General features: G+C 43.6%; 14 protein-coding genes, 4 tRNA genes and 1 pseudogene. 2 read left to right on the forward strand and 17 right to left on the reverse strand.

Annotated features, from left to right (window positions below):
* Positions 1–127: 127 nt before the first annotated feature.
* From BK026_RS11850 to BK026_RS11925, 17 genes and pseudogenes are all read right to left on the reverse strand, one after another.
* Positions 128–569: pseudogene (locus tag BK026_RS11850) on the reverse strand (catalase); the annotation flags it as partial.
* 56 nt (positions 570–625) lie between these two features.
* Positions 626–802: a hypothetical protein gene (locus BK026_RS19680; protein ID WP_177247908.1), complete on the reverse strand. Its 177-nt coding sequence runs from the start codon at positions 800–802 to the stop codon at positions 626–628.
* Positions 803–1,076: 274 nt separating this feature from the next.
* The gene (locus BK026_RS11855; protein WP_071816032.1) at positions 1,077–2,429 is read right to left on the reverse strand and encodes an alkaline phosphatase PhoX; all 1,353 of its coding nucleotides are present in this window, start codon (positions 2,427–2,429) and stop codon (positions 1,077–1,079) included.
* Between the two features lie 394 nt (positions 2,430–2,823).
* On the reverse strand, positions 2,824–4,008 hold the full coding sequence (tuf, locus tag BK026_RS11860; protein WP_014977498.1) for an elongation factor Tu: 1,185 nt from the start codon (positions 4,006–4,008) through the stop codon (positions 2,824–2,826).
* A 67-nt stretch (positions 4,009–4,075) separates the two neighbouring features.
* Positions 4,076–4,151 (reverse strand) — tRNA-Thr (locus tag BK026_RS11865).
* A gap of 7 nt (positions 4,152–4,158) precedes the next feature.
* A tRNA-Gly gene (locus BK026_RS11870) sits at positions 4,159–4,233 on the reverse strand.
* A gap of 34 nt (positions 4,234–4,267) precedes the next feature.
* Positions 4,268–4,352: transfer RNA gene (locus tag BK026_RS11875), tRNA-Tyr, on the reverse strand.
* A gap of 7 nt (positions 4,353–4,359) precedes the next feature.
* A tRNA-Thr gene (locus BK026_RS11880) sits at positions 4,360–4,435 on the reverse strand.
* A 109-nt stretch (positions 4,436–4,544) separates the two neighbouring features.
* Positions 4,545–5,303 (reverse strand): type III pantothenate kinase, encoded by a 759-nt coding sequence (locus tag BK026_RS11885; RefSeq protein ID WP_071816033.1) that lies wholly within the window; start codon positions 5,301–5,303, stop codon positions 4,545–4,547.
* A 147-nt stretch (positions 5,304–5,450) separates the two neighbouring features.
* Positions 5,451–6,437 carry a bifunctional biotin--[acetyl-CoA-carboxylase] ligase/biotin operon repressor BirA gene (birA, locus tag BK026_RS11890; RefSeq protein WP_071816034.1) on the reverse strand — a complete coding sequence of 329 codons (987 nt, stop codon included), beginning with the start codon at positions 6,435–6,437 and terminating at the stop codon, positions 5,451–5,453.
* Complete coding sequence (gene murB / locus BK026_RS11895) at positions 6,434–7,459, reverse strand: UDP-N-acetylmuramate dehydrogenase (RefSeq protein ID WP_071816035.1); 1,026 nt, start codon at positions 7,457–7,459, stop codon at positions 6,434–6,436. The genes birA and murB overlap by 4 nt, the downstream gene beginning before the upstream one ends.
* 79 nt (positions 7,460–7,538) lie before the next feature.
* Complete coding sequence (locus tag BK026_RS11900; protein ID WP_071816036.1) at positions 7,539–8,777, reverse strand: hypothetical protein; 1,239 nt, start codon at positions 8,775–8,777, stop codon at positions 7,539–7,541.
* Positions 8,778–8,792: 15 nt separating this feature from the next.
* The gene (locus BK026_RS11905; protein WP_071816037.1) at positions 8,793–10,577 is read right to left on the reverse strand and encodes a tetratricopeptide repeat protein; all 1,785 of its coding nucleotides are present in this window, start codon (positions 10,575–10,577) and stop codon (positions 8,793–8,795) included.
* Between the two features lie 78 nt (positions 10,578–10,655).
* On the reverse strand, positions 10,656–12,713 hold the full coding sequence (locus BK026_RS11910; RefSeq protein WP_256253790.1) for a secretin N-terminal domain-containing protein: 2,058 nt from the start codon (positions 12,711–12,713) through the stop codon (positions 10,656–10,658).
* 23 nt (positions 12,714–12,736) lie between these two features.
* Complete coding sequence (locus BK026_RS11915) at positions 12,737–13,183, reverse strand: hypothetical protein (RefSeq protein ID WP_071816038.1); 447 nt, start codon at positions 13,181–13,183, stop codon at positions 12,737–12,739.
* On the reverse strand, positions 13,184–13,756 hold the full coding sequence (locus BK026_RS11920) for a hypothetical protein (RefSeq protein WP_071816039.1): 573 nt from the start codon (positions 13,754–13,756) through the stop codon (positions 13,184–13,186).
* Positions 13,749–14,687 (reverse strand): hypothetical protein, encoded by a 939-nt coding sequence (locus BK026_RS11925; RefSeq protein ID WP_071816040.1) that lies wholly within the window; start codon positions 14,685–14,687, stop codon positions 13,749–13,751. Before BK026_RS11925 ends, BK026_RS11920 begins: the two co-directional genes overlap by 8 nt.
* A 111-nt stretch (positions 14,688–14,798) precedes the next feature.
* Here BK026_RS11925 and BK026_RS11930 point away from each other — a divergent pair, with 111 nt between their 5' ends.
* Together BK026_RS11930 and BK026_RS11935 are read left to right on the forward strand one after the other, a co-directional pair.
* On the forward strand, positions 14,799–16,526 hold the full coding sequence (locus BK026_RS11930) for a GspE/PulE family protein (RefSeq protein WP_256253791.1): 1,728 nt from the start codon (positions 14,799–14,801) through the stop codon (positions 16,524–16,526).
* Positions 16,523–17,713, forward strand: a complete 1,191-nt coding sequence (locus BK026_RS11935) for a type II secretion system F family protein (protein WP_071816041.1) — start codon at positions 16,523–16,525, stop codon at positions 17,711–17,713. The genes BK026_RS11930 and BK026_RS11935 overlap by 4 nt, the downstream gene beginning before the upstream one ends.
* Positions 17,714–17,722 lie beyond the last annotated feature (9 nt).

Here is a 17,722-nt window from a genome sequence, read left to right on the forward strand (position 1 = left end):
GGAAGCTTGCCAGACCTTCCCGAAGGGCGAGTTTAAAATGTCCGTACTCTTTGTTGTGTCACCTTGATGTAGAACCACTATACCTTCGGTAACACGTCGCGATTACGAACATTTTAACTCTCGCTGAGAGGGTAATTATCTATACGGATTGGTATCAAGAAAACCGGGAAGTTGTTACCGACGAGATCCCAGTTACCTTGTTCGGTGTAAAACTTCACTGCAAAGCCACGCGGGTCGCGCAGCGTCTCAGGTGACAGATGACCATGTACTACCGATGAAAAACGAACAAAAACGTCGGTCTTTTTACCCGCTGATTGAAACGGCGCAGCCAATGTTTCGTCTGAAAGGTCGACCAGGTTTTCATAATATCCATAAACGCCTGTACCACGGGCGTGAACAACACGCTCCGGAATACGCTCTCGGTCAAATGCCGCTAGCTTTTCAATAAGGTGAGAGTCTTGCAATAAAACCGGTCCCCATGGGCCTGCTGTTTGCGAATTTTGGTTATCGCCTACGGGGGCACCATTTTGACGGGTTAATGTGTCGGCGCTTACGCCTAAGGTAAGCATACTGGCAGCTACGCCGCCTAGGATAAATTTCGCTAACGTTGATTTCATTGAGGTTCTCACAGCTGTACTCCTACATGAAGGTTGGTACGAGGTTTAGGGGCTTCGACTTCTACGCAAACTTGGTCGCCATAATAGTTATCAGCGTAATTGCAATGCGTTCGATTTGGTTGATTCTTTGTGGAGGAAACACGGTGGCTGTTCGCCGTTGTTAGCTTTTTTAATAGTTCGCTCATTTGGCTCTCCTTGTTAAGTTGAGAGCATTATCATTAATTAAACAAAACTATTAAAACGGGTTAAAACGATTCAAATAATTAAATTATTAGATTACAAAGATGCTCGCTAATCTAGAAAAAGTATGAAGGTGAATAAATGATACGTGACGAAAGAAAGGTTGATAGATATTTGTTGTGCACAGTTACGGGGTAACGGCGCCATTTGAAAGCAATAAGAATAAATGACGCCAGTTTACTAGATAACCCTAAATACCTGGTCTCCAACCTCTGATCTCTAACCTTCAAGCCATGGCCCAGTTATAGCTAAGGTCTTCGTTGGAGAGTAAATATTCACGAAAAGTGTATTGCCGTCAGGCGAGAAACACGCGCCGGCAAGTTCAGTTTGCGCATGGAGCTTTGCAAAGTTATACACTTCTCCATTTGGTGTAACACCGCGTAAGTGATTATCAACAATGTCGGTATATTGGTCTTCGCACACCAATAGATGACCGTTTGGACATACGGTTAGGTTATCGCCAAAATTATATAAGTTCTTGTCTTCACTTTCTAAAAACAGCTGAAGCTTGTCTTGTTTACCATCAGCAGAAGGAACAAGTTTCATTACCTGACCGAGCTGCTTTTGGCCTCCACTAGTACAGCAAAAATAAAGCTCATCTTCACCCCAATGTATACCTTCACCGCGAGCGAATAAAGCAGCACCTTTCTCATATCCTCTAGCGCGTAAGTCATCGTTCGGGCTTTCAGGATTGTCTAACGCTATCCACTCTACATCAAACCACTCTGATATTGGCATAGAGCTTGAAGACCAGTTACGTGTATCGAATTGAGGGTTATTTTTAACGACTAAGGCTTCTAACTGACCGCCAGCTGCCAAGTTAGCGTACTCGTTAGGTACGAAGCGATAAAGCAAACTGTCACCCTGATCTTCTGTGAGGTAAACAATACCGGTTTTAGGGTCGACGCAAGCCGCTTCATGGTTAAAGCGACCCATTGCTTTAAGCGGTTTAGCTTCAATCAATGAGCCAGCGCTTGCAGGTACTTCAAAAATGTAGCCATGATCTTTGTTTACTACATCGCCGTTAGGGCCATGGGGACGATCTACCGACTCTTCGCATGTTAGCCATGTCCCCCAAGGCGTAATACCGCCCGAGCAATTTCTAACCGTTCCAACAAGGCTAATAAACTCTCGCTCAACCTTTTGCGTGGTAAGGTTATATACCATTGTTGTGGTACCGCCAGGTAAAGCAGTTCCATTGTGATAGTTGTCGTAGGCCAACTCGCTAGTATGCTTTTGAATAGACTGTGGCTGAGCATTTAAATGTTTGGGGTGCAGCTCATGGTTTCGTATAAGCGCCACTTTGTCGCTACTGCCTGCTACAGGCAAACACCCCATACCGTCTGCTCTGTCAGGTACATGCATACCATCAGACATGCTATCTCCAAGACTAGATATAATCTTATAGCTAAAGCCTTTAGGTAAATCGAGCAGCTTTTGAGGGTCGGTGACTAACGCACCATAGCCTTCACTAATTGGCATAGACGCCAAACTCATTTTCTTACCGAAAGCACTACTAGCCAGGCCACCAAATGCCAAAGAGCCCACTAAGAACTGGCGTCGTGTAATCATGAAAACCTCGTTAAACAATAAAGCCGGGCATGATAGCCATTAATTGTTACAGTATAACAACACTATAGAAAATCAATCGCAAGTGACATTCGCAGTTTATAGGCAGACAGCTTGAAGAAAGCGGCTAATGGAGGAATGGCGTTGATGTTGAAGCTCTTACTTAAAAGCTGGGATGGGTTTAGGGCGTGTTTCCTCCTCTCCCACCAAGCTTAATAAATGCTAAAGGGGTGGCGCTTATTCAATCTAGAACTCTCAGCTGCATGGATGCAGCTGCGAAGCCCCCATGGATGGGTTTACGGCGTGTTCTAGATTGAATAAGCGCCCCCCCAAAATGAAGGCATAAAAAAAGCGCACCTAAGTGCGCTTTTTTGTACCTTATGTTGCTAAGTCTAGATTAGTCTAGGATCTTAGATACAACACCAGCACCTACTGTACGACCACCTTCACGGATTGCGAAACGAAGACCTTCTTCCATCGCGATCGGAGCAATTAGCTCAACTTTGAATTTAAGGTTGTCACCAGGCATTACCATTTCTACGCCTTCTGGAAGCTCTACAGCACCAGTTACGTCAGTTGTACGGAAGTAGAACTGTGGACGGTAGCCTTTGAAGAATGGAGTATGACGGCCACCTTCATCTTTAGATAGTACGTATACTTCTGCTTCGAAGTTAACGTGTGGCGTGATTGAACCAGGCTTAGCTAGTACTTGACCACGCTCAACTTCGTCACGCTTAGTACCACGTAGAAGAACACCAACGTTCTCACCCGCGCGGCCTTCGTCAAGAAGCTTACGGAACATCTCAACACCAGTACAAGTAGTCTTAGTAGTGTCTTTGATACCTACGATTTCTACTTCTTCACCAACCTTGATGATACCTTGCTCAACACGACCTGTTACAACAGTACCACGGCCTGAGATTGAGAATACGTCTTCGATTGGAAGAATGAACGGCTTGTCGATTGCACGCTCTGGCTCTGGGATGTATGAATCAAGCGCTTCACCAAGCTCGATGATTTTCTTTTCCCACTCTGCGTCGCCTTCAAGCGCTTTAAGAGCTGAACCTTGGATAACTGGTAGGTCATCACCTGGGAATTCGTATTCGTTAAGAAGTTCACGAACTTCCATTTCTACTAGCTCTAGAAGCTCTTCATCGTCAACCATGTCACACTTGTTCATGAATACGATGATGTAAGGAATACCAACCTGACGGCCAAGTAGGATGTGCTCACGAGTCTGAGGCATAGGACCATCAGTCGCAGCAACTACTAGGATACCACCGTCCATCTGAGCAGCACCAGTGATCATGTTTTTAACGTAATCAGCGTGTCCTGGGCAGTCTACGTGTGCGTAGTGACGAGTAGGAGTATCGTATTCTACGTGTGAAGTAGAAATGGTGATACCACGAGCTTTCTCTTCAGGCGCGTTATCGATTTGATCGAAAGCCTGTGCGTTACCGCCGTAAGTTTTAGAAAGAACTGTAGTGATAGCTGCAGTTAGGGTAGTTTTACCGTGGTCAACGTGGCCGATTGTACCCACGTTTACGTGGGGTTTCGTACGTTCAAACTTTTCTTTTGCCATTTCTATTATCCCAGCAAAGTTACATTAAAAAATTTAGAAATTTTACATGAGCTGGGGAGAAATAAACTGGTGCTGATAGGCAGATTTGAACTGCCGACCTCACCCTTACCAAGGGTGCGCTCTACCAACTGAGCTATATCAGCACTGATTTGGAGCGGGCAGCGGGAATCGAACCCGCATCATCAGCTTGGAAGGCTGAGGTAATAGCCATTATACGATGCCCGCAAATCCTAATTCTCTGGCCACCTCATAGAGAAAGTGGTGGAGGGGGCAGGATTCGAACCTGCGAAGGCTGAGCCGGCAGATTTACAGTCTGCTCCCGTTGACCGCTTGGGTACCCCTCCAGATTGATGGTGCCGACTGCCGGAATCGAACTGGCGACCTACTGATTACAAGTCAGTTGCTCTACCAACTGAGCTAAGTCGGCACTACATCAAGTGGGTGCGCATTCTAGAGTATTGTTTAACTCTGTGCAAGTGTCTTTTTGAAAATTTTTCAATTTTCTTTTTTGACCAATTTTTCAACTAATCAAAAACTTACGTCGATGTTTGCTGTAAAAGTTCACGTCGAGCGTAGCGGGCAAGACCCTGCATCACCAAATGAGCGAGGCGCATGTTATCAGCAGATTTTAAGAATGCAAACACTTTTTTGTCTCCACCCCCTAAAATTATGTCAAATTCGGTTTGTTTGCTTGATATGTAATCAACCGCGCTCAAATAAACACCATATAGGGCAGCATGGCACCCTGTTGCCACACAATCTTCTGTGTCGGTGCCTACGCCAAAGGTGGTCGGAATTTCATCATTCGCGAACACTTTTTTAGTTGAAGCAACCAAAGCATTACGCATTACTTGAAAACCAGGCACGATCCAACCGCCTAAATGTTGACCATCTACAACAAAATCCACCGTTATTGCCGTACCCACATCCATAACAAAAAATGCTTTTTTTGACTTTTCTGCAGCGCAGACCATGGCAAGCCATCTATCTACGCCCATTTTTTGAACATTCGCGTAACTATTTTTTATGCCGAAGGCTTCTTTCTCTGTGTGCTTTTCTACAAAAATAATATTCCGCTCATTGCACATGGTGGATATTTCATCAACCAGCTCCTGGTTTCTCACAGAAGCTATATATAAATGGGAAATTTTTTTCTGAGAATCGATAAAAGAGAAAAGAGAATTGGCATTTTCACATGCATTGGGCTCTTCTTCTGCATGAGAAAGCAGAGAATATTTTATTCGGGTGTTACCGATATCCACTAATATGACGTGGCTTTCTTCAATGTTGTTCATATTTTTGGTTTCAATCGCAAAGCAATGCGTAAAACGAACGGATAAAATGCTTATTAAAAATCACAAAGATGAACTACGAAGTACTTTTATAATAACAATGGCGCAAATCTTCGTAGCTCAGCTATAAAGTAAAACAAAAATAAAAAGTTAATTGCCTCTAAGGCTAACTTCACCACCGTGGAATCGCGTAATACCGTCTTGCGTTTCAACAAGAAGCGCGCCGCTAGCGTCCACTCCCCTATCGATTCCGGAAAAACGTTTCTCACCCATTTGCAAAACAATGCGTTTATCGGCATATAAGTCGAGCGCTTCCCAATATGCAGTGAATGGTCCGAACCCTTGTTGGGTAAATTTCGGTAAATAGGACCATAGCGATTTAATAATTTCTGCCGCTAATGCATTTCTATCTGGAATGGTGCCTAAATAAGACGCGAGATCGCTATGCGGCTGGCCAACATCGTATTGATTATCGGGCACACAAACATTTAACCCTATACCAATAACACTATGTGCAGTTGCGCCTATTTGCCCTTCTACCTCAATAAGTACACCCGCAAGCTTTTTACCTTGCAAATAAATATCATTAGGCCATTTAAGTTCAGCATCTTCTACACCAAATTCTTTAAGTGCATCGCAAACAGCCAAGCCTACTAATAAAGAAAGCCCCGCCATGCTTTGATAACCGTCGGGAAAAGACCAATACATAGAAAACGTTAAACTGCCACCTACCGGTGCAAGCCATGTACGACCATGTCGGCCGCGGCCATCGGTCTGAATTTCAGCGAAAACAACATCGCCGTTTTCAAGATCTTCACGCTTGCTCGCAATACGTTTCTTCATCTCTGTATTAGTAGAAGGCAGAACAGACTCTACATCTATAACCGCCCGTCGTGTATTACCAAGATGCTTTTTAATACTGTCGGCACTTAACAATGGAAACCCTCGCTCTAACCGGTAGCCTTTACCTTTTACTTTAAATACATCTAGCCCCCAATCGGCAAGTTGGGATATGTGGCCTGCAACGGCGGTACGCGAAAGCCCCACCTGCTGAGCAATAATTTCGCCTGAATGAAACTGACCGTCAGACAACAAAGCGAGTATATGTTTTCTTATAGCTTTTGATGCTTGTCTCATAGCGAAATAAGTCCTTTGCTTCCTAATATACGTACCTCTGGTTCAAGCTGTATGCCAAACTTTTCCTGTACGCTTGCTATGATATCTTTTGCCATGGTTATTACATCACCTCCGGTGGCACCACCTAGGTTAGTAAGCACTAATGGCTGTGTAGGGTGGCACCGTACTTTATTCAAAGTCTTGCCTTTAAAACCAGCTTGGTCGATTAGCCACGCGGCAGGAATTTTTATTTGTTCTAATTTACTTCCCGCATTCGTGCGCTCATCGTTTTCTCTCACAACAAAATGTGGTACCGCATCATATTCTTGTGCAATAGCTTGATACACTGTAGTTGAAACGACTGGGTTCTTGAAAAAGCTGCCCGCATTACCAAGTTCACTCGGGTCGGGAAGCTTACTCTTTCTTATTTCTATCACCTTATTATATATCTTTTCTGGTGTAGGGTCGGAAAGTGACGCAAGCTCGCCATAGCTGGTTTCAAGTTCATAGTGCTTAGGCAATTTAAAGTTTACATGAGTGATCAGCACTTTATTAGCTAATGCATGTTTAAAAACACTGTCTCTGTAGCCAAATTGACAATCTTTATTGCTTAGAAGAACCTGTTCACCGGTTTCAAGAAATACGCACTCTACTTTATCGATTAATGCGTTCACTTCTCGGCCGTACGCACCAATATTTTGAATGGGGCAAGCCCCTACTGAACCAGGTATTAATGCGAGGTTCTCAAACCCATACCACTTCTCTTTCATACACAAAGTTACAAAGTCGTGCCAGTTTTCACCTGCACCTACTCGCAAGTAATGATGACTTTCAGTATCGAAGTGGCTTATGCCCTTTATCTCGTTAACCAATACGGTGCCATCAAAGTCTTGCGTAAATACAGAGTTGCTTCCACCGCCTAAAATATAAACGATTGAACTTTGTTGATAATAATGTAGAAATGAAGCTACATCAGAAAAAGGCTGGATTGAATTACACGACGCAAAAAGACCGAAGGTACTGTATCTTTGTAATGAAGGCATAGCATTTTACGAACAACGGACAATGGGTTAATGGTATGGGAACAGCAACTTAATGAAAAGGACTGTTTCCAATATTAGGTTAGGTTTCCTTCAAACGCGCTACGATATTCTGGAAGTCAGGTTTATCAATATTAACGTAAATAAATCGGCTGGTATCTGCACCTGTTATATCTGAGTAATCAGGCATTACGTTTCGGTAAAGCACAATCACGTACGGCTTACCCTTGGGCACATAGTTCGCAATCAACTTTGGCAACATACGTTGTTGTGCAGCAGTAATAATGATATCGGTTCTTAACGCACTATCAACTAATTGGTAAAGCGAATGAGCGGATTCGCCGACAGCGCATTCCGCGTAGGCTAAACGATGGAAACACTGAAAAGTATCGCTATCTATATTACTCTTTTGCACCGTCAATTCGTGTTTCTGTTCTTCCGTCAACGGCAGTAAACGCCCCCCATTAAGGATAGCGTCGATGGCTCTTTGGTAACCGTCAGAAAATACTTTTAGTTGAATGTCGTTTTGAATATACGGCGCTAGCGACGTCCAAAACGTATAATAATCCTCGGGGGTAAAAATTGAGTCTACGAACTTATCAAAATATCGTTCTGTAATATCTTCTAAACGATGATTTTCTGTTAAATAATCAGGTCGCCTTTTATCGACGGGTATGTAAGCGTTCCAAGGCGTCTTAACAACAGCCGTGTCGCCCTGCCTAATATGGATTAATACATTTGTTTTGTCGAAATTAAGGTTATTAATAAAAGGCTTTTTTGCGCGGTGCTGGTTATAAATTTCTTTAAACCCAATAGAAAATTTGTTGGCTTTGCTTGACGCATTGATAAGGGAAAAAAACTGCCTTTTACCTTTCCCTGGGGCGGGTCTGGCGCGCTCGAGTCTAAGAATGAAAAGTTTAGGCGCGTCGCTTTCCTTTTCTTTTAAAGCATTCGCGACCGACTTTTGCACGTACTGCACCAGCGCCTTGAAATTTTGAATATTTTCACGTTCTACTATGGCATCACTCAGGTTGACTTCAAATACATCGTCAGGCTCGAACTCGCCGCGATTAAAACCAGAAAAGTAGTCGGTAATTCCCAAAAAATCATATATATCGCCGTACGCTTCTTTTTCTGAGGTCACCAACGGATTGCTTCTTGTTGAAACGAATCGAGTGTGGTGATACTCAAAGCCAGCTGCTCTTCCTAGTTTATAAAAAGCAGACAGCTGCATCATTTGGTCTGTGAAACCTTGCTGGCCTGTTTCAATGGTGAAATATACTTTCGACTTTACGAACTTATTCAAAAAGCTAGTTAACACTGTGTCACCGTTTTATTAATTAAGCAATGGAGGTGTTGATTCTTGGCTTTCATCGTCTGCAATCGCGTCAGCCTGTAACCCTGTTGCCATTTTCGTCAGCGCTTCTATTTTTTTATCGTTTGGTTGAAGTCTTTTAATGTCGTCAATCACTTTTAACGCCCGCAATGGATAACCGTTTTTAATTAGTGAAAAAGCATAAGCAGTTAAACCTTTTACCGTCATTTCTCCACTAGGGTATGCTTCTCTAAAGTATTTATCCGCAGATGCATATCTACCCAGCCTGGTATAGACAATACCAACGTTGGACAGCACGTAAACACGGGTTCTTGGGTGCAATGTATCCTGCTCAAGTAGCCTGCGTGCTAACCCTACTGCATCACGATACTTGCCCTGCGACATAAGCAGAACAATATGCGTGTTTACCATAGCACCATCTAACTTTCCGCCAGACACTTCATACATTTTTTTAATAAGCTGCTCAGCTTTTTCTAAATCGCCTTGTCTACCAACATATTCAGCGTAATTGTGTATAGTTCGAACATTAGTGGGGTTGTGTGCTAGTTCGTTTTCATAAAATTGTTCAGGATTGCTCCACTGATTGTTGCGCTCATACGTTAAATATCCCAACAGGGCCAATACAGCGCAGACGCTTGTTGCAACAACAATGTGTGCTCCCCTGGTTTTGACAAACTTTATAAAAATAAGGCTGAGCGCACAAAGGGCTAGGATTAGTCCTACGTCGGGCAAATAGCTTCGATGCTCAAATACCAAATCTCTAATAGGTATAACGGACGACTCTACTAAGTGGGCGACATAGAAAAACAAAATGCCGAAGGAAATTAACGGTAGTTTTCTGCGTAAATATAAGGCAAGTGTCAACGTGCACGCATGCGCCAATGCCGCCAGAGCGATGGCGCTTTTGGCAAGATTGCTAACACTATCCCCATAGTCTAAATGCAAAGATGCCGGCCAAAAGAACTTTCCGATATAAATCCACAGAACATAAAGCTGGGTACAAAAATAATCCCAGCGCGATATCCCTGTTGTCTCTCGCGTCATGGTATCGATGCTACTTGCTATATATGCAACGTCATCAGGGAAGACAAGATAAACAGGAACGATAGCGATAAGCAGCACACATACAGCAATGAAAAGTTTATTAACCACTTTTCTATTGAAAAATATCCACTCCAAAAGAAGCAAAGCAAATGGAAGCGTAACTGCATTTTGCTTGGTGAGTAATGCACATATCGCCGCAATCAACGCCAATGAAAACAACACAAAACGCGTCCTCAACTGGGAAGCGGTTCTCGCGAAAATGAAGCAGCACATACTAAGTAGATAAAAGAACGCCACCAATGACGCCAATCTTTGAACAATGTAGGTTACTGCTTGTGTATGCAATGGATGAAGCAGAAAAAGTAATGCACCAACAACAGATACATAAAGCGCAGTTTTGTCAGAAACGTCTGTTTTGGCAATGTTTATCAACTTGCGTAGTAGAACAAACACCAATGCGCCGTTGAATACATGGATAATCAGATTGGTAAGGTGGTAGCCTACTGGCGATAGCTTATAAAGCGAAAAATCCGCCCAAAACGACACATAGCCTATCGTTCTTAAACCATAGGCAGAAAACAACGATGAAAAGGATGCGTCGTGCAAATTAGCATTATTAACAATGCTTCCAAAATCATCTAAGTAAAATGGTACATTAAAGCTAGTTGAATAAGCTAAGTAACTTAATAAAGATAAAACAAGAAATACCCAAAAAAACTTAGTAAACGTTCCTTTTACCACGTTGTACCTTCTTCAAATAACTAACTTACACAAGCGGGCCATACTTAGCCCGCACATTCTTCAACAAGAAAAAGCGATTTATTCTTCCATTATTGATTTAAATCGCGCTTTCTGTAGATCATCACTTAGTGTTTCTGCCTCTTGTGGCGAATTTAGAATGTAAGGAATGATCATTATCATTAATTCAGTTCTGTTGTTTTCCGAATTATCGCCCCTGAATAGCTTACCAATGCCCGGCAGTTTTCCTAAAATAGGCACACCGGTTTCACCTTCAGCATCAGTAGAACGAATAAGCCCGCCAATAAGAACAGAGCCGCCATCTCGCAATGTAAGCACGGTATCTAAACTTCTTGTTCTTATCGTGGGTGAATTTATCGTGCTCGACTCTGTACTCACTGCTTCACTTAACTCTTGAGATACTTCTATATCTACAAACCCAGTAGCATGAACAGTCGGTTTTATATCAAGTAGCACTCCGGTTTCTTGATAGGAAACCTGTTGAACCACCTGCGCATCGGAAGAATTCGTGCTTTGCACATTCGATGTAATAATAGGTACTCTGTCTCCCACATCAATAGAGGCACTTTGACCACTTTTTACCATTATCCGTGGACGAGAACGAATGGTCGTGCGGCTGTTCTTATACAGAAAGTTCACTGCCGCGCGAGTTTGTGCTCCTCTTGAAAGCGAAAGGCTGAGACCGCCCCCTGATACAACGTCTAAACCTTCAGTAGAAGTAATAATTTCGTATGCGCCTACTGTATTACGTCTGAACCACTCAATCGCAGACTCGTCAGACTCATTTAAACTCACCTCAGCCAAAATGACTTCTATCATCACCGCTGGCGCAGGCTTATCAAGCTTTTTAATTAAATCTAACGCCGTCGCCCACGCTTTGCCGCTACCGCTAAATAGTATTGTGTTGAGCTGCTCATCTACAGCGAATTTATTAAGCGCGGCGCTAGATGCTTGTCCATCTGCGGTCAGCGCTATGCCTGTGCCAAATTGGTTAAGAATTTCTACAATGTGCGATGCTTGAGTACTCTTGACTTGGTAACTAAATAACCCATTCTCCAGTCCCGTTTGGCGCTGTACTTCAAGTTTTTCCGCCCACTCCACGATGTAGTCCAATACATCTAACGATGCACTGAAAACGATGAGCTGTTCGCTCGCATTTAGCGGCAAGAAACGCACAGGCGTTGAAGAATTAGCTCTTCCGACATTAAGGCCTTCTGTTTTTAAAATCTCTTCCAACTGATTAGACAACTCAGAGGCCGAATTCACGTTCGGACGCAGTATAACGCTGTGCATATCGGTTAAAGAAGGTCTGTCTAGCACTTTAATGGCTTCAACAGCTTGCCTTACCAAGTTCAATTTGCCACGTAACGTTATGGCATTGCGCTGCACATCTTCGGCAATAGACAAGTCACTTTTAGGGAACATCTGATAAATTGTTGAGCGAACTTGGGTTGGCTTAACATATTTAAGCGGATAGATCTGAAAAATAGGTCGATTACCTACGGGGATTTCCGGCAGTGTCTCTCCGGTCGCTAGCAATGGAAGCCCTTCAGCTACAGATACTGAGTAGTCAAAAACCAGGACACCATCGTTTTCAAACGTGGTAATGCCATAATCTTCTAATGTTCTGGTAACGAGCGCGTAAAAGTCTTTCTGACTTAAGGGGTCAGCAACGCGAAGTGTTATTAAGTCCTTTACTTGCTTGAGCGTAGGCTGGATAACAAAGTTTAGGCCCAATTGATTGCCGTAGACCTCGTTTATAAACGAAGTGACTGGCATGTTATTATAAGACTGTCGTTCTACCTTTGTATCTTCAAGCTGAGGTACAAACATCGACTCAGCTTCTCTAGACGCTTGTTTTACAGGCACCTTGGGTGGCTGAATTATTTGCATAGACGTAGCAATTTCATCGTCATCGCCAGTCGTCACTTGAGAAGACACTTCTGACAGAGGTTTAGGAGGGCGCAGCGGTGTATTAAACGTCTCTTCATCATTTTTTGACAGCTTGTAAGCGGGGCCTTTCGAAGAGAGATCAGAAAGGCTGGCGCACCCACTGAGCAATGCAAGCATAGACGTGAATAAAAGAGAGCGCCTGAAAATTGTAGTTTTAGTCTGCATAATAGAATTCATTGATCGTTTTTTTAAAAAAGCCTTTGCTTGACTTCAGTATTATCTTCAGTATTTACCCAAGTAACAAAGTTAGCGTTGACGCTACTTATCTCCCAAGGCGCAAGCCACGTTTCACCGGCCTTAAACATTTTAGGCTCGACTTCACCTGGCAAAACAAAAACACCTGCTGCTTCAGATACATTATCTAAATTTACTACCGCAATCAGCCTTGCCTCGGTTGGCATGCGTTTTGGCTCATTCTTCGTATTTTCAGCTTTGTTGTCATCAGGCGTTTTGAAATAAGACGGTACTGACTTTAACACGGCCTGCCAGTCTTGCGTTGATTCGGTTTTTTCCTCAACGACCGCTTCCGTTGATATAAGGGCAACTTCGGTTGTGGGCGGAAGTCGATGAGAAAGAAAGGATAATGTAATTAGTAAGACAACCACTGCGCCTACTAGATACAACAATTTAGACATTTACACTTTCCCTTGCATATAAAGATAATCAACAACTAACGTAACGTTCCCTCTTGTATCAGGCTGGAAATCTAAGCTATTGAGTCTAATTTGCAAGTTTTTCTTATCGAAAAAAGCAAGCAAAGGAATTAAGTTTAGTTCGTGTAACCCACCATCTATTTGAATGCGAACCTGCCAAAATGTTTTGTTGCTAATTCTGAGCGTTTCAGTTCCAACTAATTTAGAACGAGGCCTCGCTATGGTCGTGTTGATAATTTTTGACGCTGCCGAAAACGCCTCGGCCTCTGCAATACTCGCACTTTCCACTTTCGGAATTTGCGCATAAAACCGTTCAACTTTATTTGCCGCATTTGCCATCGCCTCTTCTGACACCGGATTGCTGGCGGCCGCCACCATTTTTTCAATCATTTGATGGGTGCGCATTGCGTCAGACCTATTTTCTGACAGCGTATCGAACAAAGTTTTCGTGCCACTTATTAACAGAATTGCAGCAATAGCTACAAGCATCCATTGAAGACGAATATTGGAAGAAAACTCCGCCCATGCGGCACTTTGTTTAAATGCATCAATCATTAACTTCAACCTCTAATGACCACAAATACGCTTTTTCTTGTGGCCTTACCGATACGCTTTTAAACAGTGCGGTATCCTCTAAATCCTTTACCAGTGCTGTTATATCCAGCTCTTGAGAAAATAACGTGACCTTGAGAAGCCCACTTTGCCAGCGAATTTTACCTGCTTTCCATGGCGTCTGTTTTTCCACAATAGTGATAACCGCTGCAAGCGTATCTGGAAGATGACCAAATTGATTTCGCCATTCAGATAACCCCTGTTCACTCTGCAAGTTCCGCTGGTAGCGCTCACGCTCCAAAAGCGTCTCCCCAAGCGCGTCATCTAGCTCGCTCATGGTTGAAGCTAAGCGCTGTTCCCCCACAAATTGTGCAAAATATGCAGTGGACAACCACACTGCAACAAACAGAGCGGCAACACCTACAATGGTGAAGCCGAAAATTGGCTGTCTTATGAATTCGTCTATTTGTCTTGACTGTGCCCAAGAACTTTTGCGTTCTAGTTCACCTATCGCTACGCTATCCTCAGGCAAAGTAGCTAAAGCAAGTAACTCGCAGTTAAGCATTATGCCATCTTGCCACGTTTGACGATAAGCTAGCGACTTACCTTTGACAAACCATGTGCCATCACTTAAGGCGCGTTGGCGCGACGACTCGGGCGCCCCGTTAAATTCACTTTTAGCAAACCAAAATGCCACGCCTTTTTTAAGTGCAATAGAATAGCACTTGCCACTTTTATACGGCGACAACGCTTTCTCTTGAAGTTTTATCCAACTTTCCAACCGCTTGCCACTAACGCTTGAAGGGTAAGACTTATACACATAGAATGCAGGCGTTTGATGATCGGTTTGCAGTTGCTCATCCCAAAAAATTGAGTCGAGGTGATCTAATACTCGGTCAAATTTATCAGGAAAGCGACTTAAAAGAGATGCCATATGTATCGGTGTCCGTAACCAAATAAAACTTTCGTTTAATATAACGTAACATGTTAACTTGTTTAACGTAATTTTTCGACGCCTTACTTTATCTTCGTTGCAGGAACAGCTTTGTCACTTACAATATCAACGTTTATTGAATCTAGCGTAAAAGGGAATATAGAAGAGCGTGTTGTCACCGAACTTCTCACGCGCGGGCATCTTGACGAGAGCCAAGCAGAATTTGTAAAGAGCTCAGCCCAAGAGATGTCATTAAACGCTATTGCAGCCATTTCACGAATGGGACTCATCGGCGACGATACCCTGTACGAGAGCATTGCCCATGTATTGAATTGGCCTCTAGTAGATAAAGTAAGTGCGTGCCCGTTAGCGTCAGACGTAATTCAAGCGCTAGACACCCTAGAACTGAATGCCGATTGGTGTGTAACCAACCATATCTTTCCAGTTATAAAAGACAATAGAACACTTATATTATTTACTGGCTATCTTAAAAAGCCGAGTGATTTGAGCGTTGTATTAGTTGGCACTGAGTCATACGAAATAGAACTGAGGTTACTTACACCAGCAATGGCAGTAACCGTGGAGGACGATATTAGCCGCGAACGCGCTGTATCAGAACTCTTCGGCACGCATACCACCGATATTGCGGCCCTTGCTGAAGAAGCACCGGTTATCAACTTAGTGAACAGTATTGTTGAACGTGCAATTTTCGCAGAAGCCTCAGACATCCATATTGAAGCGGGTGAAAAAAATATGGTGGTCAGGTTTAGGGTAGACGGAAAACTGGTTGAGTTCATGCAACAGCCCTCTTCTCGTTTCCCTGCTATCGCGTCTAGAATAAAATTACTTTCACAACTCGATATTGCAGAGAGGCGTCTGCCTCAGGATGGCCGATTCACTACTAGAGCTGGAAAGAAAGAGTACGATGTACGTGTATCTACGGCACCTGATGTGCGCGGAGAATCTATCGTCATGCGTTTATTGCCCAAGCAACGTGATGAACTCAAGCTGGCAGCATTAGGATTTGAAGACGACCACCTTAAGCTCATTAAAGAATGGGGAGAGCTCAGCAACGGTATTATTCTTGTTACCGGGCCCACAGGGTCGGGTAAATCGACCACGCTTTATGGACTATTAGCCGACATAAAAACCGGCGAAGAAAAGATACTGACGGTCGAAGATCCGGTTGAATATCAACTCGACGGGATTATTCAAGTACAGGCACGCGCCGACATTGGCTATACCTTCGCAAAAGCGCTGCGGACGTTTTTACGTCAAGACCCTGACATTATCATGGTAGGTGAAATACGCGATAAAGAGACCGCAGACATTGCCATTCAAAGCTCGCTCACTGGCCACTTAGTCTTGTCGACACTGCATACTAATGACGCCTGCTCGGTTTTTCCGCGATTGGCCGATATAGGTGTGGAACCCTATCTTACCGCTGCCAGTATTCAAGGCGTTCAGGCACAGCGTTTGGTGCGAAAGCTTTGTACGGAGTGTGCTGAAGATGCGCCACCGCCCAGCTACATTTCTCTTGATTCAAAAAGTAAAGCGATGCTTGGCGAGGAAAATATCAGTTGGAAAAAGGCTGTAGGATGTAAAGCCTGCCATGGTAAGGGATATCGCGGAAGAATTGGCATATATGAGCTAGTGCCAGTGACTAACGCTATCCGTCAGGCCATTGCCGACAACGAAGAAGTAGGCAAAATAAGAAAACTTGCAAGAAATGCCGGATATCGTTCACTGATTGAAGATGGACTGTTAAAGGCGGCAAAAGGTGTCACGACTGCCGAGGAAGTACTTAGAGTATGCTCTCTCGATGAGGATGCATCGTGAAGTATACGTATCAGGGTATTAATGTTAAAACATCTGAACTTGTCGAGGGCGAACTCAATGGTGTGTCGGATGTCGACGTTGTCCGCGCGCTTGCCGACAGAGGCATTGAAGCAATCAGTGTAACGCCAAATGACGATACGCACCTAAAAAGTAAAAAAGTAACGGTTTCAGATTTAACACTTCCCCTTCAGGAACTTGCCACACTTACAGAATCCGGGGTTACGCTTGTTGAGGCAGTAAATGCACTTGCGAAAAACAAAGAACATGCTGGGTTAGCAAAAGGTTTTAAAAAGATAGCGAGCCTGATTGAAAGTGGTGAATCGTTTTCAAAAGCTATTACAGAGTCCTCCCTCCCTTTTCCCGACTATGTGTCTCATTTGGTGAGTGCAGGTGAATTAAGCGGTGAATTAGCTGTTGCTTTGCGCAATGCATCCGAGCAAATGAATTACGACCAAGCCGTGAAAAATGAAATTAAGGGAGCACTCACTTACCCTGCAGTCCTTATTCTTTCTGGACTGGCAGCGATGTTAATTATTTTCTTTGCTGTGGTGCCTAAGTTTTCGCACATGTTAGATAGTACTACTGAACTACCAACCCTTGCTTGGGTAGTATTGAGTGCAGGCCAATTTGCTAATGATCATCCTATCATGATAGCGGGCTCTTTGGCCGCCATCGTTATCAGTGTGGCGGTGATACTTTCTAACCCGCGCGTAAGAAAATACATAACCAACTTGAGCTTGTCTGTTCCCGTAATTGGACCGTGGCTAGAAGAACAGGACGCGGCAAAATGGGCCTCATTATCAAGTGCAATGTTAAGTGCTCGTGTTAGTCTTATTAATACGTTAACGCTTGCTGCACAATCGAGCATGTTCGACGCTCGCAAACACAAAGCGCAGGCACTTATAAATGATGTTCAGTCTGGCATGACGCTGACAGAAAGCTTAGAACGCGCTCAACTGTTGCCAGCCAGTTCATTAAACCTTATTGCCGTTGGAGATAAAACTGGCCAGCTTGCAACGATGCTGGGGGCAGTGGCAAAACTTCATGATGAAGCCTGTAAACGGCGTATGAAACAAGTGCTAACGCTTGTTGAACCTGTCGCTATTTTAATAGTGGGCGTAATGATTGGTATTATGATTTTAGGTATTGTTCTTGCGATAACAGCAAGTACAGATATCGCTATTTAAGGAGTAAAA

The organism is Alteromonas sp. V450 (genome assembly GCF_001885075.1).
GTDB lineage: Bacteria > Pseudomonadota > Gammaproteobacteria > Enterobacterales > Alteromonadaceae > Alteromonas.